Source organism: Nocardia sp. NPDC004415 (assembly GCF_053602435.1).
This window is the reverse complement of record NZ_JBSGDP010000019.1, coordinates 41,225-67,327: the sequence shown is the minus strand read 5'-3', so window position 1 is coordinate 67,327 and position 26,103 is coordinate 41,225. Positions and strand designations below refer to the sequence as shown.

Here is a 26,103-nt window from a genome sequence, read left to right as displayed (position 1 = left end):
TCAAGGATGCCGCGGTGCGCCGCGATTGGCGACGTGGCGCCAGGGTATGCGGTGGTCGAGCGGCACACATCAGGTGCAGGCCGCCCGCACGAAGAGGAGAACACCATGCTCGGACTCGGAATCCTCGGCTGGATCATCATCGGCGGCCTCGCCGGCTGGATCGCGAGCAAGTTCATGAAGACCGACGCTCAGCAAGGCATTCTGCTCAATATCGTGGTCGGCGTCATCGGCGGTCTGCTCGGCGGATTCCTGCTGAAGCTGTTCGGTGTCGATGTCGCGGGCGGTGGGCTGTGGTTCAGCTTCTTCACCTGTCTCGGCGGCGCGGTGATCCTGCTGTTCCTGGTCGGCCTGGTCACCGGCCGCCGCGGCGTCTGACCGCCCCGCGTCCGCTCGGGTCGATCGGCGGTGGCGCGCATGCCAGACTGGCAGCGTGACCGGGCCGGTGAAGACGACCAGTGAGACGCAGTCGAACGGAAAACCGCGGCGCGACCGCGGGGATGTGATCGGAGGGGGTTTGCTGTGGCTGGCCAAGTGGTCGCTGTGCATCGTCGCCATCGCGGCGGGCGCGTGGGTGCTCGGCTCGATCGTCGCCCGGTTCTGGGTGGTGCTGCTGCCCGTGGCGCTGGCGATCGTGGTGGCCACCGTGCTGTGGCCGCCGACCCGCTGGCTCACCCGCCACAAATTCCCCCCGGCACTGGCCGCGGCCGTCACGCTGCTCGGCTTCCTCGCGATCGTGGGTGGGGTCGTCGCGCTCATCGTGCCCTCGGTCGCTGATCAGGCGCCCGAACTGGCCGACAAGTCGACCGCCGGGGTCAACCAGGTCCGCGACTGGATCCAGGGGCCGCCCTTGAGCATTCGCGACGAGCAGCTCGATTCGGCGGTCGACGCCATCGTCGACCGCCTGCAATCCAGCGGCACGCAGATCGCCAACGGCGTGTTCACGGGCGTGTCCACCGCGACCTCGATGCTGATCACCCTGTTCCTCGTCCTGGTGCTGGTGTTCTTCTTCCTCAAGGACGGCCCGCGCCTGCTGCCCTGGATGCACTCGGTGCTGGGCAGCGGCAGCGGCCGCCACATCGAGGCCGTGCTGGAACGGGTCTGGGCCACCCTCGGTGGCTTCATCCGCACCCAGGCCGTCGTCAGCTTCGTCGACGCGGTGTGCATCGGCGCGGCGCTGTTCATCCTCGACGTGCCGCTGGCCATGGTGCTGTCGGTGATCACGTTCATCGGTGGTTTCGTGCCCATGGTCGGCGCGTTCGTCGCCGGTGCGCTCGCGGTGCTGGTGGCCCTGGTTGGCAACGGGTTCACCACCGCGATGATCGTGCTCGGCATCGTGATCGCGGTGCAGCAACTGGAAGGCAATGTGCTCCAGCCGGTCCTGCAGAGCCGGAGCATGGAACTGCACGCGGTGATCGTGCTGCTCGCGGTCACCGCGGGCGGCTCGCTCTACGGGATCACCGGCGCCTTCCTGGCGGTGCCGGTGGTGGCGATGATCGCGGTGGTCCTGCGCTATATCGGCGAGCAGATCGACGCCGTCACCGCACCCCCGCTCGACCCGGTGAGCGACGATCCGGACCCGGAGGTGAAGGCCCCCGCCTAGTTTCGACGGTGTCCAATTCACGCGGGGCCGTACTCTGTTGGGGGCCTGCATGATTGGTGGCCGTAGCCCGTAGGATGGAGCCTGATGGACCACACGGACCCGTACCCCCGCCCTGTTCCGTTCACGGTGCCGAAGCTATTGGTGGGCTTAGGGTCGGCGCTGGTCGTCGCGGCGGCGATCGCCTCGTTCACCTTCACCTCCACCCTCGCCCGCGCGGCCGGCATCCCCGAACACCTCACCTGGCTGTGGCCGGTGGTGGTCGGGCTCACCGTGGCGTTGCTCGCCGGTACCTTCCTCACGCTGGTCGGTATCCGCGACGAGCGGGCGACCTCCCTGGTGCGGGTCTACGAGCTGTTGCTCGTCGCCGCCGTCCTGGCCAGCATCTGCGGCAACGTGCTGTCCATCTCGCGCGGTCCGATCGTGATGAGCACCCTCGAGATCGCCACCGTGGTCTCGGTGCCTCCGCTGTGCCTGATGGTGTGCGTCGGCAACTACCTGCTGCTCACCGCGGTCGTCCCGGTACGCATCGTCGCCTCGGTCCGTGAGGACGACTGGCGGCTGCGAGCCCTGCGGGTCCCCACCGCGCCACCCTCACCCAAGGGCACCGACCCCACCCCGCAGGACGGTGCCGCGTGGTGGGACCAGTACCGCAGCGAGGCGAGAACCCCGTCACCGACGCCGACGCCCCGGCCGTAGGAACCGGCGACCCTGTTTGCCGTCACCGGCGCCTGGCGCGGCGACATCCCCCGTCCCGACGCCGGGATCTAGACGACGGCAGACGGCGGCCAGGTTTCCACCGAGGACACCGCACCGGCACGCATCGCCGTCAGGAGCTGTCCGGCCGACCGAAGATTCCATTCCATGATTCCGACGCTGACCACACCGTGCGGAAGCCATGAAATCCCTTGTAGCGCAAGGGAGCGAGCAGGTCAGGCGGGAATATCGGCGGGCTCGGCGAGAGGCGCCGCGGCCCGGTGGGTCCGGCCACGCACCGGGCGGCGACGCACCGGCCGCCACCCGCGCACGGCCTGGTCCGGGTGCAGGAAATCGTGCACGACGAGTGCCGCGTCCAGCTGCCACATGGTCGCGCTGTCGAGGATGTCGAGCCCGGTCAGTTCGGCGATCCGCTTGAGCCGGTGGTCGACGGTGTTGGCGTGGATGTAGAGGGTGCGGGCGGTGACACCGCGGTGCAGACCCGACCGCAGATGGGTGCGCAGGGTGACGAGCAGGTCCGGATGGGCGGCGACGGGGGCGATGAGATCCGCCAGCCGGTCGCGGCCGGGTCCGGAGCGGGTGAGCTGGTGTTCCAGCGCGTAGTCCGCGAAGGGATACAGGCCGGGGGTGCCGTAGACGGTGTTCACCACCTCGAGCAGTTCGTGCGCCTGCCGCCGGGCGGCCACGATCTCGTCGCGCGCCGCCGCCAGCGAGACGACCGCGAGCGTGGAATCCTCGACGACAGCGCCGATCTCCCCCAGCACACCGGGTTCGGGCACCAGCATCGTCCCGCCGTGCCCACCCAGCACCGCGGGCACCGGCCGACGGCACAACCGCGTGATCCACTGATGCAGTTCGGCGGGTGACACCGGCCCGAGCTCACCCGGCCCGGCGGACACGGCCAGCACCACGCACCGCTGCGGCACCGGCAGTCCGTGCCGGTGGCCGATCTCGGCGACACCGCGCTCGGCGAACAGCGCCCGCGCCAGTTCGCCCGGACCGCCCTGATCACGGTGATACCCGGCGGTGTCGGCGAAACCGGCCGACACCGCGCTGGTCGCCGAGTGCACGGCCTCGATCAGGCGCTGGGTGTCGGGCCGGTCCCGCCCGGACACGTGGACACGGAACACCGTGTGCACCAGCCGTTGCGCGAGCTCGTAGGTCATCCCCGCACAGGCCCACCGGGCCGCGAGCCGCTGGATGGTCTCGAGCCGGTTCGTGCTCGCCCGGTCGTCGGTCAGCAGTCCCAGGCACGCGGTGACCACGGAAGTGATCTCGTGCGCGGGCAGATTCGCGCCCGGCACCGTCTCGGTCAGGACATCGACCACGCGGTCGACCGCTGCCAGGTTCTCCCCGGACGGCCTTGCCTTCGCCATTGCAGTCATTCATGGTGCTTTCGGTAGAGCCACCGCCGGTCGAGCGATATCCGTCGCTTCCGCCGGAGCAATATGGTGCACGCACCAGGCGAAACGGTGGCGTGCACCAGTGTGCGTGACACTGTGTAACACTGTCACTGCACGCAGCCACAGCCTTCCGGCGCACCCTGTTGTCACAGGCGCCAAGATGCCCGCGCGGCGGCTCTCAGATCTCGGGCCAGTGGTGTTCGAGCGCGGAGATGATGAAGTCCACCTTCACGTCGGTCGCGCCCCGGTCGGTCCACGAGTCCTCCGGCCGCAGCACGGAAGTGTTCTCGCCCAGGGCCTCCCGGACCTGCTCCAGGCCGCTGGCGCCGGACTGATCGACGGTGCGCATGGCCTGCACGCCGAGGTGACAGGCGAAGACGGTGTCGCCGAGGAAGTCCAGCGCGAACATGGCCTGGGCCGGGGTGACGCCCTGCGCGGTGAGGTTCGCCGCGTACGCCTCGAGGATGTGGGTGATGCGGGTGAAGGCGGGCGCGAAGGAGTAGACCACGCGGGGCAGGCCGGGATTCTCCTCGCACACGCGCCAGCACTCGTCTGCCCACAGCCGCAGTGTCGCGCGCCAGTCGGCGCCGGGTTCGGGGCGGCGGATGGTGGCGGCGACGGCGTCCAGGCAGCCGACGACGATGTCGTCGCGGGACCCGAACAGCCGGTAGATCGCGGTGGTGACCACGCCGATCCGGTCGGCGACGGCGGCGAGGGTGAACTTGTCGATGCCCTCGTCCATCGCCGCCCGGATCACGTCCTGCTCGGTGAAGGCGGGCTTGCGACCCACCTTCTTGCCCGTCGCCCATCCCGCACCGCTCATGCGGACAGGCTAATGGTTCGTCAGTTGCCATCCCCGCGTGCTGTGCAGGTGCCGCCAGAACCGCGCGTAGGTGCCGTCGGCGGCGAGGAGTTCGTCGTGGGTGCCCTGGGCGGCCACCGTGCCGTCTCCGTCGAACTGGATGATGTGATCGGCCCTGGCGATGGTGTCGAGCCGGTGCGCGATCACCAGGACCGTGGCCTGCTCGCGCAGCGTCTCGACCGCGGCCACGATGTGGGCCTCGTTCTCCACGTCCAGGGCCGAGGTGGCCTCGTCGAGCAGCACGATGGGTGCGCGCTTGAGCAGTGCCCGCGCGATCGCCACCCGCTGACGCTCCCCGCCCGACAGTGCCCGACCGCCCTCTCCGACCCGGGTCTGCCAGCCGTCGGGCAGCCGTTCGGCGATCTCGGTGACACCGGCGAGATCGGCCGCGGCGCGCACCTCACCCTCGCTCGCCCCGGCGCGCCCGACCGCGACATTGGCCACCAGGGTGTCGTCGAAGAGGTAGACATCCTGGAAGACCATCGACAGCTGACCCATCAGCTGCTCGGTGGTCTGCGCGGTGACCGGCACGCCACCCACCGACACGGTGCCCGCCTCGATGTCGTAGAACCGGCTGATCACCCGCGCGACGGTGGTCTTGCCGCTGCCGGACGGACCGACCAGCGCGGTCATCGAACCGGCCGGGACGGTGATCGACACCTCGCGCAGCGCGGGTGCGGCGTCCGGTGCGTAGCGGAAGGTGACGCCCTCCAGCGCCACGGCGCCGGGCGCGGTGAGCACTGCCGGTGCGTCCGGTTCCGGCAGCGGTTCGGCGGTGAGCACCTCGTCGAGCGCGTCCAGCAACTGGCGCCGGGACTCGAGCGCCACCGCGTTCTCGGTGATCCCCGACAGCGTCGAGGAGAACCGCAGGGTCAGGCCGATGAAGGCCAGCGCGGGCACCGCCTGCAACGTGCCCGCCACCGCCAGCGACCCGGCGGCGCCGATCAGGGCGACGACCACGCCCTGGGTGGCCATCCCACCGAGCAGCAGACCCGCCGACTCGAACCACAGACCACGCGTCTTGGTGCGGTAGGCGCGGTCCATCTCCGCGGCCAGTGGCGCGAAATCCGCGCTGCGACCGCAGGAACGCAGCGCGCCCTGGCACTGGGCGTACTCGACGATCCGGTCGGCCAGCGCGATCTCGGCCGGTTCGTGGATCGTGCGACCGGCGCGCATGAGCCCCGTCGACACCAGCGTGATCACCACGAACACCGGCACCGCCGCGGTGAGGATCGCCCCGAGCAGCGGGTTCCAGAGCCAGGCCGCCACGATGATCACCACCGCCGAGGTGATGCGGGCGACCAACGGCCCGAACATGTGCGCGAAGATCTCCCCCGCCGACATCAGCTCGGTCGAGACCATGCGCGAGAGCCGTCCCGCCACCGGTCGCGCGAACCAGCCCAGTGGCTGCTTGGCCACCTGGTCACCCACCAGCCGGTGGATGCTGACCAGGAAGTCGAGGGCCACGGCGTAGTTCTTGCTGCTCTGCAGGTAGTTCACCGCGAAGCTGGCCGCGGCCAGCGCGGCGAGCACCCACAGCCAACCGGCCAGGCCCAGGCCCCAGACCGGGCCGTCCTCGGCCAGCGCGCTGATGGTGGGCAGCAGCGCGGCCAGCGCCAGGCCCTCGACGAGCCCGGCCAGCACGCTGACGGCCAGCGCGACGCGGATCTTCTCGGGACGCGACACCATCCGGCCCATCCTGGGGCCGATGTCGAGCAGGGGCAGGGTCATCGCCGGTCTCCTTCTGGCGTGCCGGTGGCCGACGTGCGGCCGGTGTCGTGCCCGGCGGCGCTCGAGCGCCACAGCCGGGCGTAGCCGGGTTCGGTGAGCAGTTCGTCGTGGGTGCCGGTCGCGACGACGCGCCCGCCGTCGATGAGGATGATCTGGTCGACGCCGGTGATCACCTCGGGTCGGTGCGCGATGAGCAGCACGGTGCGACCCCGCGCCAGCGCCGAGAGCGCCTGCTGGATCTCGTGCTGGGATTCCGGATCGGTCAGCGCGGTGGCCTCGTCCAGAACCAGCACGGGTGCGTCGACGAGCAGGGCGCGCGCGATCGACACGCGCTGCGCCTGGCCGCCCGACAGCGTGGTGTCGGTGCCGTAGACGGTGTCGAATCCCCGTGGCAGCGCGTCGATCTCGTCGAGGATCTGCGCCGCGGCGGCGGCCGCGCGAACCTGCGCCTCGGTGGCGTCCGGGCGGCCGAGGGCGATGTTGTCGCGCAGACTGATCCGCAGCAGTTGCGGGTCCTGCAGCACGAATCCCACGCGCGAGTACAGGTCCGCGATCCGCGACACCGCGACACCGCCGATCCGCACGGTGCCCGAGCGCGGGTCGTCGAACCGGGCCAGCAGCGTGGCGATCGTGGATTTCCCCGATCCCGACGGGCCCACCAGAGCGGTGACGGTTCCCTCCCGCAGCGTGAAGCTCACGTCCTCGACGGCGAGACCGGAATCGGCCTCGGCGCCATAGGAATAGCTCACGTGATCGAAGACGACCTCGTGCCCGTGCGGTCGCGCGTACTCGTCCTCGTCGTCGGCCAGCACCGGGGTGTCGAGCAGCTCGACCAGCCGCAGCGCCGCGCCCCCCGCCAGCTGCTGGGCCCACATCGAATTCATCAGCACTTCCAGCGCGTACGGGATCAGCAGCGCGATCAGTGCCGTGGCGAGCACGTCGGCCGCCGTGACCGTCGCGCTGTGGACGAGCACCGACCCGACGCCGATATTGATCAACAGCACCAGCGGCACCGCCAGGAAGGAGGTGCCGAGCGCGGAGACCCGGATCAGCGGCCGCACCCAGTCCAGGTAGAAGGCGTAGAAGTCGTCGGCGGCGTCCTGATAGCTGCGGTGCGCGCGCCCGACCCGGCCGAATGCCTTCACCACCGCGATGCCGGTGACGAATTCGACCATCCTGGCCGACACGCTCGACAGCCGCTGATCCATTTCCACGGTCTTGGCGCCCATGCCGATCAGCGGCAGCATCATCGCGCCCACGTAGCAGGGCAGCGTGGCGATCGTCAGCAGGCCCAGCCGCCAGTCGATGACGAAGGCGTAGACCATCAGCGCCAGCGGCATCACCACCGCGTTCGTGCCGTCGACCGGCTTGTGCGCGATGAGCTGGTGCACGGTGCCGATCTCGTCCTGCAGCGCCTTGCGCACCCGCCCGGAGTTGGTGGAGGTGAACCAGCCCAGCGGAATCCGCGCGAACCGCTCGACCATGCGCAGCTGGACGAGATGCCCGAACCGCGCGTCCGCCAGATGCGTGAGGAACAGCGCGACGAAATAGATCACGAGCCGGAGCAGGAACGCGCCGAGCAGGATTCGCAGCCAGCGCTCCACCTCGGCGCCGTCGACGGCCACGCCCGCGGCGTGCGCGTCGAGCAGCACCTCCCCGATCCGCACCAGGGCGACGTAGGGCACCACGGCCACGATGCCCGACACCACCGCGAGCAGCCTGCCCAGGGTCAAGGTGCCCGACACCGGTTTCAGCAGGTCACGCAGCGCCCGCGCGCCCGCCTTCTGCTGTTGCTTCGTGGCGCGGGTCTGCTGGTCGGTGTCCTGCGGCGGGCCGGTCGGCGGTGGTGCCGAGGTGTCGGCCGAGGAAGTCACTGTGGTCATGGCGCTCCTGGATCGGACCTGCGGTGCACCCAACCCCGTGTCGGCAGCACCACCGGCCCGGCAAGTTAGGTTTGCCATACTTAATAATGAATGGAGTTCACATTAAGGCAGCACCGCAGCGTCCGCAAGAGCCCGCGACCCGAGCACTTGCGCCGCAACGACTTTCGGGCCGGTCAGCTCCCGTACGCGGTACCCTCGGGCAGCAGGTGACGCCGGACCAGGCGGCGCCAGCGGCGCTGCCGGTACCGGAAGATCCCGGAGGCGACGAGCGCGACGACCGCCGTGGCCGGTCCCGCCTCGATCTCGATGGTGTCGGTGTAGCGGCACCGGCCCTCGGTGAGGGGCTCCACGGCCAGCGTGTGGTTCCAGGTCTTCACCGCACCGCCGTGCTCGTGCGTGCGGATCGTGCCCGCTGCTTCGTCGACGTCGATCACCTCGATCGTGTGCCGGTAGAGCGGCAGGACATGGAACACCCACAGCCACGCCGTCCCGCGTTCGCCCGCGCGCAGCGGCTCGACCCGGCCCGCGAGCATCGGGATACCGAACAGCCCCCGGCACACGTAGAGGAAGGTCGCGGGGGCCAGCATCGCGCGCCAGACCCGGTCGGCGCTTGTCGGTAGTTCGGTGCGTAGACAGACTGTGCGCATCTACCCTCGTCTCCTGCGGTCGGTTCGTCGTGGACTCACCCTGAATACTGGGGGTGGCGACGACGGATGACTACTCGCGTTCGACAGCGGAGACCACATGGCACCCACGGATCGGTTCAAGCCACGTAAACAGCCCAGACAGCAGCGGTCGGCCCGCACCCGGGAGTGGATCCTGACCGCGGCTGCTCAGGTTTTCGCCGAGCACGGTTACGCCGCGGGCACGACCAACCGGATCGCCGAGCGGGCCGGCGTGTCCATCGGCTCGCTGTACCAGTACTTCCCGAACAAGGACGCCATCCTGGGTGCGCTGATCGACGAGCACATCGACGCGGGTTCCCGCATCCTGGGCGAACGCCTCGCCGCGGGCCTGCCGGGACCGCTCGACGACATCCTGCGCCTGTTCGTCCGCGCGACGATCGACAACCACCGCGACAATCCCCGCCTGCACCGCGTGCTGTTCGAGGAGGCGCCGCGCTCCCCCGCCCTCCTGGCCCGCCTGCGCGACACCGAACAGTTCGCGGTCGACCTGGTCACTCCCCTGCTGGCGAATCACCCCGAGGTCTCGGTCCCCGACCACCGGCTGGCCGCCCGCCTCGTCGTGGCCACCGTCGAATCCCTGGTCCACCGCCTGATCGCCACCACCACCCCGGCCTCACCGGAACAGCTCGAGAACGAAATGGTCGACCTGCTCGGCAATTACCTACGCCGCCCACCCCGCCCCGATCCCGCCGACGCGGACCCGTGACCGTGGCCCCGCTCAGCGCACCCGAGCGGCCACGAAATCGGCCGCCGCGTCGGCGTGACGCTGGTAGCGCAGATGCACATTCCAATCCCGGCCATCGGGATCACAGACCGGATCATTGTCGTTGCAGACATCGAATGTCCGGTCGGCGTACACCCCGGTCACCGCGCGCCCGAGTTCCCGAATGGGATTGCCGAACAGCAGGATCGCCGAAATACGGGATTCCGCGCTGTCGGGCAGCGTCGCGACGATCGGCCCGCCGACTTTGGCGCCCTCGCTGCTGATGCCGATCGCATTGTCGACGACATTCGCGCCCTGCGAATAGCCGACCAGCACGAATTTCTGGGCCGGACAGGCCGCCGCCTGCGCCACGACATGGTCGACCAGATCGCGATTGCCTTTCTGCACCGAGGCAGGCTGATCGGTACTCGCCGGATACTCCACCCGATAGGCGTCGGTCGAGCGGGCAAGCACATCTAGGTCACCAGTTCCAGGACGGCCCGCGGGGCGGACAGGGACAATTCGGTCGGGAAGCTCATGCGGACCAGCCGGTGCGGTGGGGCGGCTTCGAAGTGGGCGATGAAGGGTGGGAGCAAGCCGCCGATGATCTTGTCCAGCAGGGAGTTCACCTGGGCGAAGCCCGGGCGCATCCGCACCTGCCAGCAGGGCAGGGTCCCCGTGGGGACCTCGACGGTGGTCTCCTTCTCCACCCGCACGAGCAGCGGCCAGTGCACCGAGAAGGCCAGCCACACATCGAGGGTCTCCACCGCGCCCGCGGTGAAATCGAGGCCGCGCAGCAGCGTGAGGCCACCGGCGATGGGCATCAGATTCAGCGGAAACGGTGCCGGACCCGCACCGAGTTGCAGGTGCACGGTGTCGGTGAAGTTCGCTTCCTCGCGCGAGACCATGGCCGACCCCGAGCGGGTCTCGGCGCGGTAGTGCTCGGCGAGCAGGCGCCCGCCCGCGCGGCTGAAGCGCTGCTCGATGCTCATCGTGAGGTCGGGGACCCCGGGGCGGCCGCTGTCGAGGCGGGCGTCGAGGGTGCTGCGATAGCCGCCGCGTTCGCGCGCGACGACGTGGATCAGCTCGATGTCGCGCGGTTTTCCCTCCAGCGCGACGGTGTAGGTGGACTTCTCCCCGTCGGGGATGAACGGGTCGCGAAACACGGGGATCACTGCGGCTCCTGCGGTCGGCTCGCGGCATAGGAGGCGGCGATGGTGTGGAACATCGACCGCAGGGCCGCGAGGTAGCGCCCCACCGAGTCGTGGGCGATGTCGGTGTCGGGATAGATGACGCTCAGCGTGGTCGCCGCGGGCAACCGATTGATCCACATCAGCACCTCCTCGGAGGCGGCCCGGTTCGCGTACACGCCCGCGGTGATCTCGTCGAAGAACTCGTGGCCGACGAAGTCCCTGGCGTCGATGAACGAGATCATCGGCGTCACCCAGCCGGGCTCGACCTGGATCTCCGAATCGGCGGGCAGCAGTTCCAGAACCCGGTGGAAGGACGTGGGCGCCAGCAGCAGCCCGGTCTCGTAGGCGCGTTGGGCCATCGCCACCGCGCGGGCCACGGTGGTGCGCGGCCCGAGCGGGAACGCCACCGGCACCAGGGTGACGTACCAGCCCACCGAGGCGTTCTGGGCGGCGCTGGCCCTGGTGCTGATCGGGGTCATGCCGAAGTAGTAGTCGCTGCCGGTGAGTGTGCGTTCGGCCATCGCCGCCGCCGCGAACACTCCCCCGGTGAACTCGGCTCCCGCGGCGCGGCAGGCTCTTTCGAAGCGCGCGCCGGTCGCGGTGTCGAGCAGTTCGACGGTGCGGTGCGCGCTGCGGGTGTACCCGTCGGCGTTCTTGCCCAGGTCCAGCGGGAAGGCGGGCAGGCGGTTGTCGTTGCCGCCGAGCAGGGCCAGCCAGCGCTTGACGCCCGGGGAGGCGAGCGTGAGCTGGTCGCTGTGGGCGCGCTCGGCGACGCAGTAGTCCAGGTAGCTCGCCGCCGGGGGCAGCGGCGGCGCGCCCCAGGCCCGCGCGGCATACATCTGGACGAAGTCCGACGCCGAGAGGTACTGGCCGAGCCCGTCGCTGTGCAGGTGGTCCACCGCGAGGTAGACCGTGGTCGCGGTGCCGTGTTCGATGGCGCCGAAGGTGAAGCAGTCCCAGTGGAACGGGCCGGGCGTGGTCTTCTCCACGTGGCGGCGGATCGCGTCGGGTTCGTCGATCCAGCCGTACTCGCCGGGGACGAACTCCACCGCGTCGGCGGGCACCAGGTGCCTGCGCAATTCACCGTCGGCGATGTCGAACCACGTGCGGAAAGTGTCGTGGCGCGTGAGGAACTCGTTGACGATGCCGGTCATGACCTCGCGGTCGAGGTCGCCGGTGGGGATCCGGGCGGTCACCAGCAGCAGCCCGGAGAAGCGGAAGTCCGCGCCGGAGTGCCGGGCGGCCTGCCGCAGATACTGCTGCTGTTGCAGCGACGGCGGCGCGGGGTGCACCGGTGCCTGGGTCGCGGCCCGCACCGAGGCCGCCGACGCGGTCCAGGTGACCAGCCGTCCCGGCGGCGGCGCCCATTCGTCGATCAATCCGAAATCGACCACGTCGACTACCTCGCTTCCTCGAACATCACCGCGACCCGACCAGGGGCCGGTCCTCGGGCACGGTCGCCTGCGGCTCGGCCGCGGGCTCCGGAAGTGGTTGCGCGCCGGAGGGTTCCGCGGCGAGGACCAGTTCGGCGACCTTCGGTCCGGCCTGCTCCAAGCTGAACGAGCGCCCCATCTGCAGCGACATCAGGTCGATGCCGAGCGTCTTGGTGACGCGGGCGCCCAGCTCCACCGCCATCAGTGAATCCAGGCCCAGTTCCGGAACGGGCACTGTCATGTCGATCGTCTCGACCGCCACGCCCATCACCACGGCCAGTTCCTCGGCCATCTTGCGGGCGATGAACGGTCCGCGCTTGTTCTCCTCCATCGCGGCCAGTTCCTCGCGCAGCTGCGCCAGTTCCGAGGTGTCCTTGGCCGAGGCCTGTGCCAGCGCGCTGGTGCGGCCGGTGCGGGCCAGCTGGGGGAAGGTGCCGGTCAGTTTGGCCCAGTCGGTCGGGATGATGGCCGCGCGGGTGGCACCCAGGCGCAGGGTCTGTTCCAGGTAGGCGGTGGCGTCGGCCATGTCGATCGGCCCGAAACCGACGAGATCGAGGTATTTCTCGGCGGTTTCGTCGGCGGCCATGCCGCCGGTGGCGCCCGACAGGTGGCCCCAGCCGACGCACAGCGCCCGCTCCCCGGCGCGCGCCCACTGCTCGGCCAGCGCCTCCACGGCGACATTGGCCGCGCAGTAGTTGTACTGGCCGTAGATCCCGTACATCGAGCCGCCGGAGGAGCACAGCACGAACATGTCCAGGGTGATGCCCGCGTCGGCGACCGCGGCGTGCACGATCTGCGCGCCGTGCACCTTGGGCCGGTAGACCCGGTCGAGTTCACCGAATTCCATCTTGGCGAGCCGGTTGTCGGCCACCGCGCCCGCGGTGTGGAACACCCCGCGCAGCGGCTGACCGGGGCGGTGGGCGCGTTCCACCACGGCCGCCACGGCTTCGGCGTCGGTGACGTCGGCGCGTTCCTCGACGATCTCCACGCCCATGGTGCGCCACGCCTCGATCTGCCGCCGGGCCTGCGGGGTGGTGGCGCCACCACGCCCGAGCAGCACCAGCCTGCGCGCGCCGCGCAGCGTGAGCCACCGGCCGATCGCGAGGCCGAAACCGCCGAAGCCGCCGGTGATCAGATAGGTCGCGCTGTCGTCGATGTCGAGGGCGGGCAGGTGCGGACGCACCGAGGGCACGGGCGCGTCGACGCGCAACGCGATCCGGGCGGGCCGGGTCGAGCGCAGGGTCTCCTCGAAGGCTTTGCTGACGTCGTCGGTGTCGAACATCTGATACGGCAGGGGCTGGTAGGTGCCGTCGGAGACCTTCTCGAACACCCGCTCGAGCAGGGTGGCCAGCCGGCGCGGGTCCACCGCGACCAGCCGGTCCAGATCCATGGAGTAGTAGGCGAGGTTCTTGTCGAACCCGGCGAGTTCGAGCAGGCCGCCGGTGTAGATGTCGGCCTTGCCGACCTCGACGATGCGACCGAATTCCGCTGCCGCGTGGAAGTTCTGGCGCAGGATCTCCCCCGGCGCGGTGCTCACCACGACATCGGCGCCGCGGCCGTCGGTGAGTGCGAGCACGTCGTCGACGAAATCGAGCGAGCGCGAGTTCACCGCGTGGTCGGCGCCCGTCGCCAGCACGTGCGCGCGCCGTTCCGGCGTGCTCGCGGCGCCGATGATGCGGGCGCCGATCGACTTGGCCACCTGGATCGCCGCCGTGCCGACACCCCCGGCCGCGCCGTGGATCAGCACGGTCTCCCCGGCTTCGAGCCGGGCCAGATCCCGCAGCGCGTACTCGGCGGTGCCGAAGGCGATGGTGCTGGTGCAGTAGCCGGGATCGGTGCCCGCGGGCAGGACGACGACGAGCTGGCGGCTCACCACCGCGAACCGGCGCATCATCCCCTTCGACGCCACCGCGACCAGATCACCGACCGCGACATCGTCGACGCCCGCACCGACCCGCACCACCGTGCCGACCCCTTCCATGCCGGGCACGGTGCCGAAATACGTGGGCGCGAGCTCCCTTTCACCGAGCAATCCGATGATCTTGAGCGGGTCCTTGTAGTTCAGCCCGATCACGTGCATCCGGATCTCGACCTCCCCGGCACCCGGCTCCTCCCGGGGGCACTGCCGCCACGCCAGCTGCGAGAGCAGCCGGGTGCGCGGGATGTCGAGGCCGAAGTTCGTGTCCGGGTCGGTCAGCGGCGCCGCGGTGTCGAGGGCGTCGAGGCGGTCGGGCAGCGGCTTGGTCACCACCGGCGCCCAGCGGGTGCCACCGCGCAGCACGATCTCGTCGCAGTTGTCGTGCGAGAACGCCCCTGGCACCGCGAGTTCGGCGAGCAGATCGGTGACGCTGGTGGTGGGTTCGATGTCGACCAGGCGCCAGCGCAGCGAGGTCTGCTCGTTGAGCAGCACGCGGCGAGCGCCGGCGAGCGCGGCGTGGCGCGGGTCGGGGGCGACGGTGGAGTCGGGCAGGGTGAAGGCGCGTTCGGTCACCAGCGTGCAGTGCACGGTGCCGTCACCGAAGATCGACTGCGGGCCGGCGCCCGCCGCGGGCGGATCGGCGTGTTCGGCCACGGCCACCGCGATCCGCTTGAGCGCCCACAGGAACGCCAGATCGTCGGTGACGTCGCCGACCACGACACACACGTGCAGCCGCTCGGTGGGTTCGGCCGCCGCGGCGCGCAACCGGATACCCAGTCCCCGTTCCAGTTCCGGGTCCGCCGGATGCGCGACATACACCTGCGCCGACGCGATCGCGGCCGCGAGCTCGGTGGTGCGCCGGGTCTCGCCCAGCTCGACGACGAGCATCGACGCGGGCTCGGTGGGCAGCGTCGCCGGATCGATCGGCGCGCGTTCCTCCATGGTGTCGGTGTAGTAGAAGTCGGCCATCCGGTGCAGCGGGTCGTCGCCGGGTTTGAGCGCGCCGATCTGCAGGCCGCTCAGCCGCACGACGAGATTGTGGTCGGCGTCGAGCAGGTCGACATCGGCGCGCAGCCGGGCGCGCGGGTCGCGCCGCGCCACCACGGTCACCTCCTCGGGAATCTCGGCGAGCAACCGCACCGCCGACACCCCGACCGGCACCATCACCCCTTCGTTGATGCGCTCGTCGGCGAACAGCATGGCCGCGCACTGCATGGCGGCGTCCACCACCGCCGGGTGGGCCGGATGACCCGATCCGGCGGCGATACCGCCGTCGACCGTCGCCACCACCACGTCCCTGCCGACCCGCACCGAGGTCACCCGCCGGAAGCTGGGCCCGTACTGCAGCCCGGCCGAGGCCAGGCCCGCGTAGAACATCTCCGGGTCGACATCGACCCCCACCTCGAGCTCCGGGACCTCCCCACGGCGCTGTTCGTGACTGCCGGTCAGCGTGCGGCCCGAGGCGTGCACCGTCCAGGCCGTGCCGGTGGCGCTGCGCGAGCGGATCAGGAACCGGCCGCTGGCCTCCTCCACGCTCACCGACACCAGCGGCACATCGGGGGCGCCCATGATGAGCGGGGCGACGAACCGGACCTGTTCCAGCGCCACCTGTTTCGATCCGGTGCGCAGGGCGGTGGCACTGAGCGCGGCGTCGAGGTAGGCCGCGCCGGGCATGATCTTCACCCCGTTGACGACGTGATCGGCCAACCACGGCAGCAGCGCCGCGCCGACCTGGAGCAGCCACTGCGACCGCCCTTCGAGATCGGGGTCCCCGAGCATCGGGTAGCCGCCGGGGGTGCCCAGGCGCGCCTGCTCGAACAGCGGCAGCGGCGCGTGCAGGCGGGTCCGCTGCCACGGGTACCGCGGCAGCGCGACATGGGCGACGGCGGCGCCGTCGGCCGGGAACAGGGCCGTGCGATCCAGTACGCCCGCGGCGTGCAGGCCCAGCAGCGTGCGGCGCAGGCTCACGTCGTCGGCGCGTTCGCGGTCCAGGGTCGCGACGGTGGTGCCGTTGACGTCCGCGTCCAGCAGCGCCTCCCGGATATTCGCCGACAGCACCGGATGCGGGCCGACCTCGAGGAACACCCGGCTGCCCGCGGCGATCGCGCGCGCGACGGCGTCGAAGAAGCGCACGGGCTCACGGACATTCGACCACCAGTACTGCGCGTCCCAGCTCGCCGCGGTGACCTGCTCGCCGGTCACCGTGGAGTACACCGGCACGGTCGGCGGCTGCGGGTTCAGCCCGGCCAGGCACCGGCGCAGTTCGTCTTCGATCGGGTCCATCAACCGGCTGTGATAGGGCACCTCGACCCGCAGCCTGCGCGCGAAAACGCCTTCCTCGGTGAGCTGTTCGGCCAGTTCGTCGAGCCGGTCCTCGTCGCCGGACAGGGTGACGGCGCCGGGACTGTTGACGGCGGCGATGTCGACCCGGTCGTCGCCGCCGAGCAGTTCGACGGCCTTGTCCCTGGTCAGCCCGACGGCGAGCATGCCACCGGTGCCCGCGGTGGTGGCCTGCAGCCGGGAACGGTGGTAGGCGACGCGGACCGCGTCCGGCAGCGTGAGCATGCCGCTCACATAGGCCGCCGAGACTTCGCCGACACTGTGCCCCACGATGGCCGCGGCGGTGATGCCCCGCGCGGCCAGCTCGCGCGCCAGCCCGACCTGGACCAGGAAGTTCGCCGGTTGCGCGATCTCGGTGCTGGTCACCCGGGATTCGTGTTCGGGGCGGCGCAGTTCCTCGATGATCGACCAGCCCGACAATGCCCGGAACTCGGCGTCGACGAGTTCGGCGGTGTCGGCGAAGATGCCTCCCGCTTCGAGCAGGTCGCGGCCCATCCGCCAGTGCTGTGGCCCCATGCCGGAGAACACGAAGACCGGTTCGGCGACGGCCGAGACGACGGTGCGCGCGGCGTCGCGGCCCTCACCCGCCGCGAAGTCGCGCAGCTCGCGCACCACCTCGTCGGTGGAGTCACCGATCAGGACACCGGTGCGGAACGGGTGGTGCGCGCGCCGCGTCCACGCCGCTGCGGCGAGCCGGTCGAGGTCGGCGCCGGCGGTGAGCGCGTCGGCGAACCGTCCGGCCAGTTCGCGGGCGGCGCCGGTGCTGCGCGCGGAGACCGGCAGGATGCCGAGGTGGTGCGGCGGGGCCGGGTCCGCCGGTGCCGTGGGCCGGTGTTCGCGCAGGATCGCGTGCGCGTTGGTACCGCCGTAGCCGAATCCGTTGACCGCCACCGACATCGGGGCACCGTCCGCGGGCAGGACCTCGGCCTCGGTCTGCACGTGGACACCCAGCTCGTCGAACGGGATGTCCGGATTCGGGGTGTCGAGCCAGCCCTGCGGCGGCAGGGTCCGGTGCTGGATGGCCAGCGCCGCCTTGATCACGCTGGCGACCCCGGCGGCCGCCTCGGTGTGCCCGATCGTCGCCTTCACCGAACCGACCCCGATGGTGCCGGTGCGGCCCGAGCTCGCGCCGAAAACCCGTCCCAGCGCCCGCAGTTCGACCGGGTCGCCGACCAGAGTGCCGGTACCGTGCGCCTCCAGATAGGTGATCTCCTGCGGCGACAGTCCCGAGCGGGCACACACCGCCCGTGCCAGCGCCTCCTGCGAGTCCACATTGGGCACGGTGATCGCGGTGGTGCGCCCGTCCTGGTTGGCGCCGGTCGCCTTGACCACCGCGTAGATCCGGTCGCCGTCGCGGACCGCGTCGTCGAGCTTCTTCAGCGCCACCATGCCCGCGCCCTCACCGCGCCCGTAGCCGTCGGCGGCGGCGTCGAACGACTTGCAGCGGCCGTCGGTGGCCAGGAACCCGCCCTTGCACATGAGCACGAAGGTCTCCGGCTGCAGCATCACGTTCACCCCGCCCGCCAGCGCGACCCGGCAGTCGCCGTTGTCCAGCGCCTGGCAGGCCAGATGGAAGGCCACCAGCGACGACGAGCACGCGGTGTCGACCGTGATCGCCGGGCCGACCAGGTTCAGCGCGTAGGCGATCCGGTTCGACAGCATCGTGTACGACGCGCTGGCCGGGGTGTGCATGTCGGTGTGGAACAGCGCCGGACCCACCACCCCGACGACGGACTGGTCGACCACGAAACCACCGACGTACACACCGACCTGGTCCCCGGCCACCCGCCCGGCCATGCCCGCGTCGTCGAGCGCCTCCCAGGTCACTTCGAGCAGCAGCCGCTGCTGCGGATCGAGCACGGTGGCCTCCCGCGGGGAGATACCGAAGAAATCCGGATCGAAGGCCCACGGATCGATCGTCATGAAGGCGCCGCGTTTGGTGTAACTGCGGCCCGGGGTGCGCGGTTCGGGGTCGTAATACCGACGGAAATCCCACCGGTCCGCGGGAATGTCGACGACGCCGTCGCGTTTGTCGACGACGAAGTCCCAGAACGACTCCGGCGAATCGATTCCGCCGGCGAACCGGCATCCGATCCCGACGATGGCAATATCCGACACGCACTTCCTCCGGGTTCGAGCTTCGGTGTCCGGCAATTCCTGCCGATCCCGGTCAACGTAGGAGCAATAGTTCCGCCGGTGACCGGTTCGGGCCGAGACTGGCAACTCCGATGGGAATTCCGGGAAAGTGTTGTGAGCGCCCCCAGTTCGGCCGCCGACCGCCTTCCGGCGGGTGAATGCCCGGCCACAAACAATGGTCGCCGAGCGTTGTGATCGGCCGCAGTCTCGCGATTTCCCGGCCGATTCCGCGGGCCCCGCTCGTATCGTGCGTCGGACTCGTCCTCGGCCCACGCGGACCGGCCTCCGGACGGCACGGGCCCGCCCAGAGACTGGAGAAACCCGTGTTCGCCGAGCTGACCCGATGGGCCGATGTCGTGGTCCGACGCCGCTGGACCGTGCTCGTCGCGATGACGGCCGCCCTGCTCGCACTGAGCGGTTACGGGCTCGGCCTCGGCGCGGATCTGAGCTCGAACGGCTGGGACGATCCCGGCTCGGAATCGGTGCGCGCGGCGCAGGTCCGCGACCGCGCCTTCGGCCGCGACCACAGCAGCGACGTACTGCTGCTGGTCCACGCCCCGCCGGGCACCACCGTCGACGACCCGGACTTCGCCGCCACCGTCGTCCGCGGACTCGACGCACTGCCGCACCGCTTTCCCGAGCACATCGCCCGGATCAACGGCGCGTACTGGCCCACCGAGACCGGCGTGACCCTCCCGGAGGTCTTCGGCACCGCCGACCGCACCCACGCCTTCGCCTCGATCGCGATCTGTGGCGACGACACAACCACCCAGCTACGCCACTTCCGCGCGGTGGCCGCCCACCTCACCATCCCCGGGGTCGATGTCGAGGTCGCCGGAGCCCAGCCGGTCGGCGCCGCGCTCACCGACACCATGACCAACGATCAGCGCCGCATGGAACTGATCGCGATCCCGCTGGTGGCGATCCTGCTGTACCTCTTCTTCGGCGGTGTCGTGGCCGCGGCACTGCCGCTGATCGTCGGCGGGCTGACCGTCGGCGCCGCCTGGGGTCTGCTGCGGCTGCTGACCACCGTCACCGAGGTGAATTCGTTCACCTCACCGGTGGTTTCGATGATCGGGCTCGGTCTCGCCGTCGACTACGGGCTGTTCGTCCTGAGCCGTTTCCGCGACGAACTGGCCGACGGGCACGGGGTCGAGGACGCGGTGCGGCGCGCGGTGACGACGGCGGGGCGCACCGTGCTGTTCTCCGCGGTCATCGTGGTCGTGGCGGCGGCGGGCATTCTCGTGTTCCCGCAGGGTTTTCTGCGCTCGTTCGCCTACGGCGCCGTCATCACCGTGACCGTCGCCGCGCTGACCTCGCTGACGGTGCTGCCCGCGCTGCTGGCCGTCCTCGGGCGCCGGGTGGACCGCCTCGGGGTGCGCTGGTTCCGCGGCCGCGCCGACCGGGAGCGTGCCGGGACGAACCTGTGGGGCCGGGTCGCCGGGGCGGTGATGCGCAGGCCGCTGGCTGTGGCGGGCACGGTCTGTCTCGGGTTGCTGCTGCTCGCCGCGCCGATCCAGCACCTCGCCTTCGGGTCCATCAACGAGCGGTTCCTGCCCCCGGCGGACCCGACCCGCCTGGCCCAGCAGCATTTCGACGAGCTGTTCCCGTTGCGCCGGATCAATCCGATCGACCTCGTCGTCATCAGCCTCGACACCCGCGCCGCCGACACCGTGCTCGCCACCGCCAACCGGACGCCGGGGATCGCGGCGCCGTTCCCGGAGCTGATGCGCTGGCCGGATCAACCCAGCGTCCTCACCACCCAGACCGTCCTGGCCGATTCCGCCGACGCCGATCGCGCCATCGAACACCTGCGCTCGATGCCGGTGCCGCCGGGCACGATCGTGCTGGTCGGCGGCCAGCCCGCCATCGAGAAAGACAGCATCGACGCGCTGATCGCCCGGCTGCCACTGATGATCGCGTTCGTCTTCCTCACCACCACAGTGCTGTTGGCGCTGACCTTCCGGTCGGTGGTGCTCGCGCTCAAGGCCGCCGCGATGAACCTGCTCGGCCTCGGCGCCACCCTCGGCATCCTCACCTGGATCTTCGTCGAGGGGCACGGCGCCGCCACCCTGGGTTTCACCCCGCAGCCGATCATGGCGCTGGTGCTGGTGGTGATCGTGTCGGTGATCTACGGCCTGTCCACCGATTACGAGGTGTTCCTGCTCTCGCGGATCGTCGAAGCGCGCGCGGCGGGCGCGTCCACCACCGTGGCGATCCGGACCGGGGTGGCCCAGACCGGTCGCATCATCACCGCCGCCGCGCTGATCCTGCTGCTGGTCACCGGCTCGTTCGCGCTCTCGGAACTGCTGATGATGAAATACATCGCCTTCGGCCTGGTCGCGGCACTGCTGATCGACGCGACGGTGCTGCGCGTGCTGCTGGTCCCCGCGACGATGCGGTTGCTCGGTGATCGGTGCTGGTGGACACCGGCACGGAACCCCGGCAGAAAACTGAGCACAATTCCCAAAAAGGCGCGTTCCAATTCGCTCGACTGACCAGCACATCCGCTATCACCGCAGCTCAGCGCCTCACAAAGCCCTCGGCGACACATGATCGAAACAAGAGTAGAAGGTGAGCGGCCGCTCACCCTACAGTCGTGATCACCAACACACCGGAGGCGTCCCCGCTTCGGCGACGAGCAGTGCGCGTCGCCTCCGGAGCAGAACCGCCGATCGGGCCCGCCCGGACCGCGGCGTGGAAGTAAGGAGTCAACGATGACGATCCAGCTGAACGGCGCGCCGATGTGGCGGCCCCTGCGCGATGTGCCCACCCTGACCGGTCAGCTCGTCGATCATTTCCTCGACAACGTCGCCGTCTGCCGCACCCTGCCCGGGGACGCGATCACCGGCGACGTCACCTCCGTCACCCGGATGTGCCTGGAGATCGCCGGTGGTCTCATCGACGGCGCCGAGGTCACCGGCAAACTCGACCGGCTCTCGGTCATCGCGCAGGGGTGGGCCCGCGAGGGCGTACCGATCGACGCCATCCTGCACGCCTTCCACGAAGGTCTGCGCCTGAGCCTGGAACTCGTGCACGAAGCGGGCGCCCAGGCCGATCCCGGCGCCCTGGTCGACGGATTCCGCACCTCCATGCGTATCTCGGATCTGCTGTGTACCACCGTGACCCGCGCCTATGTCCGCGAGCACCGCGATGTCGCCGCCGAACACCACACCGCCGTGCACACCCTGGTCTCGATGCTGCTGGCCGGACGGCCGACCGGAACCGCGGCCCGCGAGTGCGGAGTTCCGGTCGCCGAGGCGTATTCGGTGCTGGCCCTGTCGCTCCCGCAGCATCCCGACGAGCACGATCCGCGTTTCGACGGTGCCGTCGTCGCGCGTCGCAAGCTCCGCCGGGTGCAGACCGCGCTGGCCCAGCACTGCGGCGAGCGGGCCCTGTCGATGCTGTCGGTCGACGGCGGAACCCTGCTGATCCCCGCGGATCTGCTGCCCGACGACGCCCTCGACACCCTGATCGAGAACCTCTCCCAGGCCGCCCGTGTCGACATCTCCGCGGCCGTGGTCCCCGCCGCCACCGCGGGCGTCCCCGACGCCGCCCAGCGCGCCCACGAGGTGCTCGACATGGTCGAGCGGCTCGCCTGCCCGCCCGGGCTGTTCCGCTTCGGCGACCTCGCCCTGGAATACCAGCTCACCCGTCCCGGCCCCGGCCGCGCCCGCCTCGGCGAACTCCTGACTCCGCTGGAAGCCCACCCCGACCTCTACGAGACGCTGCGAGTGCACCTGGGCAACAACCTCAACCGCCAGCGCACCGCCCGCCTGCTGCACATCCACACCAACACCGTCGACTACCGCCTGCGCCGCGTCGCCCAGCTCACCGGCCTCGACCCCGGCCAGTCCACCGGCCTGTGGCAACTGCGCTCGGCGATGATCGCCCACAGCTTCCAGTCCGGCCACACCCCACCCCGCACCACCCATCGCCCCCCACCCCGCCCGGCGCTACCCCGCTTCCCCGCCACCCGCTCGGCCTGATCCCTGACCCGTCTCCCCCTCGAGAATGCGGTCGAGGGGGAGACGGGGTGTGCGTGGGGGCGGTGGGGTGCGGGCGGTGCCGATCCGGACCAGGACCTGGGGGTGGGGATGGCCGACGAGCTCGGCCAGCATCGTGCGGGCGGCGGGGAGTTCGGTGATGTGGGAGACGGTGCAGGTCGACAGGCCCTGCGTGGTGCATTCGATGAGGATCGCCGACAGCGCGTACCCGCAGTCCAGCAGGTCGGCGGCGGCATCGCCGTCGGTGCACAGGACCACGACCCGGGCCGCGTCCGCGCCGCCCGCCTCGGCCGGTGCGGCGGTCCCGGCGGGGAATTCCCGGCCGACGGGGACCTGTGCGCGGTCGGCCGCCGAGGGCCTGGCGTCGGCGGGTACCCCGGCGTCACCGTGCTCGGGTCCCGCCGTCCACCACGCCATTTCGGTGCCGTAGCGCGGGTCGTAGCGACGCAGCCGCCCGGTCAGCTGCGAGATCCGGCCCAGTTCGCCGACGCCCGCGGCATCGAGCGACACCACCTTCGTGCGTGATCGGTCACCCAGGAACTCGAGGACCTGCGGCGTGGTCGTCCACTCCGGCGGCGGGTCCATGGGCATCCGGTCGCTGTAGCGGGCATCGACAGCCCGGCCCAGGAGTAGTTCGGCCTCGCCGGGCGGGTGCGGATTCCGGGGTTCCAGCGAGGCGACATGGGCGCGGACGGACGGGTCGGGAAAGCGCGACACCCGCGACTCCCAGCCCGCCGCGGCCCAGGCGAGGTCGGCGTGGTGCAGCATCACCCCACACGCGAGGACGCCTTCCCGGTTGAACATGTCGGTCGCGGGCAGCAGCCGCTCGGCGTTCACCAGCAGTTCGGCGGTGCTGCCGTCCCAGCGCCACCGCCACGGCTGACTGTTGTGCAGCGAGGGCGCACGCGCCGCCCGTTCGAACACCGCGCGCACGGTGGCGGGGTCGGGGTGTTGCTCGATCGTCATCACGCACCTCGTCGTCGCAGGGGCAACAGTCCGGAGGGGAGCTCGATCGTCTCGTCAGCGACGGTCGCGCACGACGATAGTCGGGATCTCCGCCGAATGCAGCAGCGCGTTGCTCGTCGACCCGAGCAGCATGCTCGAGAACCCGCCCCGGCCGCGACTGCCGACCACCAGCAGCTGCGCCGACATCGATTCGTCCAGCAGCGACCGCACCGGGCGGTTGGCGACGACGATGCGCCGCACCGGCACGTCCGGATACTGCTCGCTGTAGCCGGCCAGGGTCTCGGCGAGGTCGGCCTCGGCGGTCTGCCTGCCGACCTCCCAGCCGAAGGCGGGCAGATCCAGCGCGGAGGAATCGCTGAAGGCGTGCAGCGCGACCAGCTCGACCTTGCGCCGGGAGGCCTCGTCGAAGGCCAGCTCCACCGCGGGCACGCTGTTGGCGCTGCCGTCGACACCCACCAGCACCGGCAGTTTCGCCGAGACCGGATCGATCGCCGCCATACCGTGGATCACCGCGACCGGGCAGTGCGCGTGCTGGGCCACCGCGCGGCTGACCGAGCCGAGCAGTCCCCGCTGGAACGCGCCGAGCCCGCGGGAGCCGACCACCAGGATCCGCGCGTCCCGGGACCGCTCGATCAGCAGCGGCGCGGCCAGCTCGAAACTCACCTCGGTGGTGATCGTGAGGTCCTGGTCGGGTACCGCGTCGCGCGCGACCCGTTCGGCTTCCCCGACGACCCGTTCGGCGTCGTCGCGCAGCCATTCCAGATCCGCCTCGCCCAGCGACATGCCCGGCCCCATCCCGGTCTGGATCGCGCCCGAGGTGAGCAGGTGCAGGGGCAGGTGGTGCAGGGCCGCTTCGGCCGCCGCCCATGCCGCGGCCTGATACGAGCTCGACGACCCGTCGACCGCGGCCAGCACGAGCGGGGGACGGTGTTCCTTGTCGCTCATCATCGCTCCTGTTCCTCGTCACGATCCCCTGTCGACTTCGAGCATCGTCGTGTCCGGGCCGCCCGGTCAGGGGCCAAGGTCCCCGTCCGGGTGGACCTTCGCCCCTGCCCCGGCCCGGCCGCACCCGCGAGGCTGGTGAGTGTGATCGCGCCCTACACCGAATCGAGGAAGATGATGCGCGCACTGATCGTCTACGAATCCATGTTCGGCAACACCGCCGCGGTCACCGAAGCCGTCGCCGCGGGCCTGCGCCCGCACGTCGAGGTGATCATGTGCCCGGTCGCCGTGGCAGCGAGCAAGCCCGCGCCCCAGGTCGACCTGCTCGTGGTCGGCGCCCCGACCCATGCCTTCGGGCTCAGCCGCGCCGCGACCCGCCGCGACGCCGCCGACCGCACCGATGCCCCGGTGGAGATCGGCGTCGGCGTGCGCGAATGGCTCGACGCCGCGCTGCCCCTGCCCGCCGCGCGTTTCGCCGCCGCGTTCGGCACCAAGATCGCCCGACCGCCGTGGCTGCCCGGCTCGGCCGCGAAGGGCATCGGCAATCGCCTGCGCCGCCTCGGCTACGAGCTGGTGGTGCCCCCGGCCGACTTCTACGTCGACGGCATGACCGGACCGCTGCGCACCGGCGAACTCGGCCGGGCCACCCGGTGGGCCGCGCAGCTGGCCACGACCCGATCCGCACTCCCGGCGAACTGATCCCGGCACCGAGAAAGGCACCCGTCATGTCCACTGGAAACCCGCACCGCTGCGTCGTGGTCGGCGTCGACGAATCCGAGCAGTCGCGTGTCGCCCTGCGCTGGGCCGCCGAGTACGCGCACCGGCACCGCGCACCCCTGCGGATCGTCTACGCCATCGATGTCCCGGTCGACTTCGGGCCCGGCGTGGTCGCGCCGCTGTTCGACACCGAACGTCTGCGCGCGCACGGGGAGTCCGTGGTGGCCGCCGCGGCGACCCAGGCCGCCGAGCACACCGATGTCACGATCTCGACCGTCGCCCAGGAGGGTCCGCCCGTCGCCGTGCTGCGCGAGCAGAGCAGGTCGGCGCTGCTGCTCGTCGTGGGCAGCCGGGGGTTGGGTGCGCTGCGGCGCACGCTGCTCGGTTCGGTCAGCACCTCGCTGGCCCGGCACGCCGAATGCCCGCTGGCGGTGATCCCGGAGACCGACCCCGGCACCGGTGGCGCGGTGGTCGTCGGTGTCGACGGCTCGCAGTGCAGTGCCGAGGCGGTCGCGATCGCCTTCGACGAGGCCGCCCGCCGCGACGCCCGCCTGGTCGCGGTGCACGCCTGGTCGGAGTTCTTCCGCTACGACGCGCGGCCCACGATGCAGACCCAGGCCGAGGCGCTGCTGGCCGAGAGCCTGGCCGGCTACGCCGAGAAGTATCCCGATGTCGCCGTCGAACGGGTCGTCGTCGAGAAGCGGCCCGCCGCCGCCGTTCTCGGCGCGGCCGAGGACGCCCAGCTCATCGTGGTCGGCAGCCACGGGCGGGGCGGTTTCGTGGGGATGACGCTGGGTTCGGTCGCCCACGCCGTACTGCACGGTGCCGACTGCCCGCTCATCGTCGCCCGGCCCGAGACCCAGCCCTGA

At 70.8% G+C, this 26,103-nt stretch carries 19 protein-coding genes; 8 read left to right on the top strand and 11 right to left on the bottom strand.

The window, feature by feature from the left end:
- Positions 1-105 precede the first annotated feature (105 nt).
- The 3 genes from ACWEMY_RS12160 (at position 106) to ACWEMY_RS12150 (ending at position 2,296) form a co-directional block, all read left to right on the top strand.
- Positions 106-375 (top strand): GlsB/YeaQ/YmgE family stress response membrane protein, encoded by a 270-nt coding sequence (locus ACWEMY_RS12160; RefSeq protein ID WP_452390038.1) that lies wholly within the window; start codon positions 106-108, stop codon positions 373-375.
- Positions 376-430: 55 nt separating this feature from the next.
- Complete coding sequence (locus tag ACWEMY_RS12155) at positions 431-1,600, top strand: AI-2E family transporter (RefSeq protein WP_452390037.1); 1,170 nt, start codon at positions 431-433, stop codon at positions 1,598-1,600.
- 126 nt (positions 1,601-1,726) lie between these two features.
- Positions 1,727-2,296 (top strand): DUF2637 domain-containing protein, encoded by a 570-nt coding sequence (locus ACWEMY_RS12150; RefSeq protein WP_452390036.1) that lies wholly within the window; start codon positions 1,727-1,729, stop codon positions 2,294-2,296.
- 233 nt (positions 2,297-2,529) lie between these two features.
- Here ACWEMY_RS12150 and ACWEMY_RS12145 read toward each other — a convergent pair whose 3' ends face one another.
- The 5 genes from ACWEMY_RS12145 to ACWEMY_RS12125 all read right to left on the bottom strand — a co-directional run bounded on the left by ACWEMY_RS12145 (position 2,530) and on the right by ACWEMY_RS12125 (position 8,840).
- Positions 2,530-3,699, bottom strand: coding sequence for a PucR family transcriptional regulator (locus ACWEMY_RS12145; RefSeq protein ID WP_452390035.1), 1,170 nt, complete (start codon positions 3,697-3,699; stop codon positions 2,530-2,532).
- A gap of 196 nt (positions 3,700-3,895) precedes the next feature.
- Positions 3,896-4,540, bottom strand: coding sequence for a TetR/AcrR family transcriptional regulator (locus tag ACWEMY_RS12140; RefSeq protein WP_452390034.1), 645 nt, complete (start codon positions 4,538-4,540; stop codon positions 3,896-3,898).
- 9 nt (positions 4,541-4,549) lie between these two features.
- Positions 4,550-6,310, bottom strand: a complete 1,761-nt coding sequence (locus ACWEMY_RS12135) for an ABC transporter ATP-binding protein (protein WP_452390033.1) — start codon at positions 6,308-6,310, stop codon at positions 4,550-4,552.
- A complete protein-coding gene (locus ACWEMY_RS12130) occupies positions 6,307-8,193 on the bottom strand; it encodes an ABC transporter ATP-binding protein (protein ID WP_452390032.1) in 1,887 nt (628 codons plus the stop codon). Before ACWEMY_RS12130 ends, ACWEMY_RS12135 begins: the two co-directional genes overlap by 4 nt.
- A gap of 173 nt (positions 8,194-8,366) precedes the next feature.
- A complete protein-coding gene (locus tag ACWEMY_RS12125; RefSeq protein ID WP_452390031.1) occupies positions 8,367-8,840 on the bottom strand; it encodes a hypothetical protein in 474 nt (157 codons plus the stop codon).
- Between the two features lie 97 nt (positions 8,841-8,937).
- Between ACWEMY_RS12125 and ACWEMY_RS12120 the strand changes: the two genes are divergently transcribed.
- The gene (locus ACWEMY_RS12120) at positions 8,938-9,585 is read left to right on the top strand and encodes a TetR/AcrR family transcriptional regulator (protein WP_452390030.1); all 648 of its coding nucleotides are present in this window, start codon (positions 8,938-8,940) and stop codon (positions 9,583-9,585) included.
- 12 nt (positions 9,586-9,597) lie between these two features.
- Here ACWEMY_RS12120 and ACWEMY_RS12115 read toward each other — a convergent pair whose 3' ends face one another.
- The 4 genes from ACWEMY_RS12115 to ACWEMY_RS12100 are packed head-to-tail and all read right to left on the bottom strand — an operon-like array spanning position 9,598 to position 18,584.
- A complete protein-coding gene (locus tag ACWEMY_RS12115; protein WP_452390029.1) occupies positions 9,598-10,056 on the bottom strand; it encodes a cutinase family protein in 459 nt (152 codons plus the stop codon).
- 2 nt (positions 10,057-10,058) lie between these two features.
- Complete coding sequence (locus ACWEMY_RS12110; RefSeq protein WP_452390028.1) at positions 10,059-10,757, bottom strand: hypothetical protein; 699 nt, start codon at positions 10,755-10,757, stop codon at positions 10,059-10,061.
- Positions 10,754-12,169 (bottom strand): condensation domain-containing protein, encoded by a 1,416-nt coding sequence (locus tag ACWEMY_RS12105; protein ID WP_452390027.1) that lies wholly within the window; start codon positions 12,167-12,169, stop codon positions 10,754-10,756. The genes ACWEMY_RS12110 and ACWEMY_RS12105 overlap by 4 nt, the downstream gene beginning before the upstream one ends.
- Positions 12,170-12,194: 25 nt before the next feature.
- Positions 12,195-18,584: a type I polyketide synthase gene (locus tag ACWEMY_RS12100; RefSeq protein ID WP_452390026.1), complete on the bottom strand. Its 6,390-nt coding sequence runs from the start codon at positions 18,582-18,584 to the stop codon at positions 12,195-12,197.
- 341 nt (positions 18,585-18,925) lie between these two features.
- Between ACWEMY_RS12100 and ACWEMY_RS12095 the strand changes: the two genes are divergently transcribed.
- Together ACWEMY_RS12095 and ACWEMY_RS12090 are read left to right on the top strand one after the other, a co-directional pair.
- Complete coding sequence (locus tag ACWEMY_RS12095; RefSeq protein WP_452390025.1) at positions 18,926-21,100, top strand: MMPL family transporter; 2,175 nt, start codon at positions 18,926-18,928, stop codon at positions 21,098-21,100.
- Between the two features lie 219 nt (positions 21,101-21,319).
- Positions 21,320-22,591: a PucR family transcriptional regulator gene (locus tag ACWEMY_RS12090; RefSeq protein ID WP_452390024.1), complete on the top strand. Its 1,272-nt coding sequence runs from the start codon at positions 21,320-21,322 to the stop codon at positions 22,589-22,591.
- Here ACWEMY_RS12090 and ACWEMY_RS12085 read toward each other — a convergent pair.
- Positions 22,559-23,575 (bottom strand): Acg family FMN-binding oxidoreductase, encoded by a 1,017-nt coding sequence (locus ACWEMY_RS12085; RefSeq protein WP_452390023.1) that lies wholly within the window; start codon positions 23,573-23,575, stop codon positions 22,559-22,561. The two genes, ACWEMY_RS12090 and ACWEMY_RS12085, sit on opposite strands and share 33 nt — an antisense overlap.
- Before the next feature lie 54 nt (positions 23,576-23,629).
- Positions 23,630-24,520, bottom strand: coding sequence for a universal stress protein (locus tag ACWEMY_RS12080; RefSeq protein WP_375926229.1), 891 nt, complete (start codon positions 24,518-24,520; stop codon positions 23,630-23,632).
- A gap of 141 nt (positions 24,521-24,661) precedes the next feature.
- On the opposite strand from ACWEMY_RS12080, the gene ACWEMY_RS12075 reads away from it, so the two are divergent.
- Together ACWEMY_RS12075 and ACWEMY_RS12070 are read left to right on the top strand one after the other, a co-directional pair.
- The gene (locus ACWEMY_RS12075; protein WP_452390022.1) at positions 24,662-25,216 is read left to right on the top strand and encodes a hypothetical protein; all 555 of its coding nucleotides are present in this window, start codon (positions 24,662-24,664) and stop codon (positions 25,214-25,216) included.
- Between the two features lie 26 nt (positions 25,217-25,242).
- Positions 25,243-26,103 (top strand): universal stress protein, encoded by an 861-nt coding sequence (locus tag ACWEMY_RS12070; protein WP_452390021.1) that lies wholly within the window; start codon positions 25,243-25,245, stop codon positions 26,101-26,103.

What these genes read in the sequence shown, in the direction of transcription:
- ACWEMY_RS12160 (WP_452390038.1), top strand. Translation starts at nt 106, where the DNA reads ATGCTCGGACTCGGAATCCTCGGCTGGATCATCATCGGCGGCCTCGCC.
- ACWEMY_RS12145 (WP_452390035.1), bottom strand. Translation starts at nt 3,699, where the DNA reads ATGACTGCAATGGCGAAGGCAAGGCCGTCCGGGGAGAACCTGGCAGCG.
- ACWEMY_RS12140 (WP_452390034.1), bottom strand. Translation starts at nt 4,540, where the DNA reads ATGAGCGGTGCGGGATGGGCGACGGGCAAGAAGGTGGGTCGCAAGCCC.
- ACWEMY_RS12135 (WP_452390033.1), bottom strand. Translation starts at nt 6,310, where the DNA reads ATGACCCTGCCCCTGCTCGACATCGGCCCCAGGATGGGCCGGATGGTG.
- ACWEMY_RS12130 (WP_452390032.1), bottom strand. Translation starts at nt 8,193, where the DNA reads ATGACCACAGTGACTTCCTCGGCCGACACCTCGGCACCACCGCCGACC.
- ACWEMY_RS12125 (WP_452390031.1), bottom strand. Translation starts at nt 8,840, where the DNA reads ATGCGCACAGTCTGTCTACGCACCGAACTACCGACAAGCGCCGACCGG.
- ACWEMY_RS12120 (WP_452390030.1), top strand. Translation starts at nt 8,938, where the DNA reads ATGGCACCCACGGATCGGTTCAAGCCACGTAAACAGCCCAGACAGCAG.
- ACWEMY_RS12090 (WP_452390024.1), top strand. Translation starts at nt 21,320, where the DNA reads ATGACGATCCAGCTGAACGGCGCGCCGATGTGGCGGCCCCTGCGCGAT.
- ACWEMY_RS12085 (WP_452390023.1), bottom strand. Translation starts at nt 23,575, where the DNA reads ATGACGATCGAGCAACACCCCGACCCCGCCACCGTGCGCGCGGTGTTC.
- ACWEMY_RS12080 (WP_375926229.1), bottom strand. Translation starts at nt 24,520, where the DNA reads ATGAGCGACAAGGAACACCGTCCCCCGCTCGTGCTGGCCGCGGTCGAC.
- ACWEMY_RS12070 (WP_452390021.1), top strand. Translation starts at nt 25,243, where the DNA reads ATGTCCACTGGAAACCCGCACCGCTGCGTCGTGGTCGGCGTCGACGAA.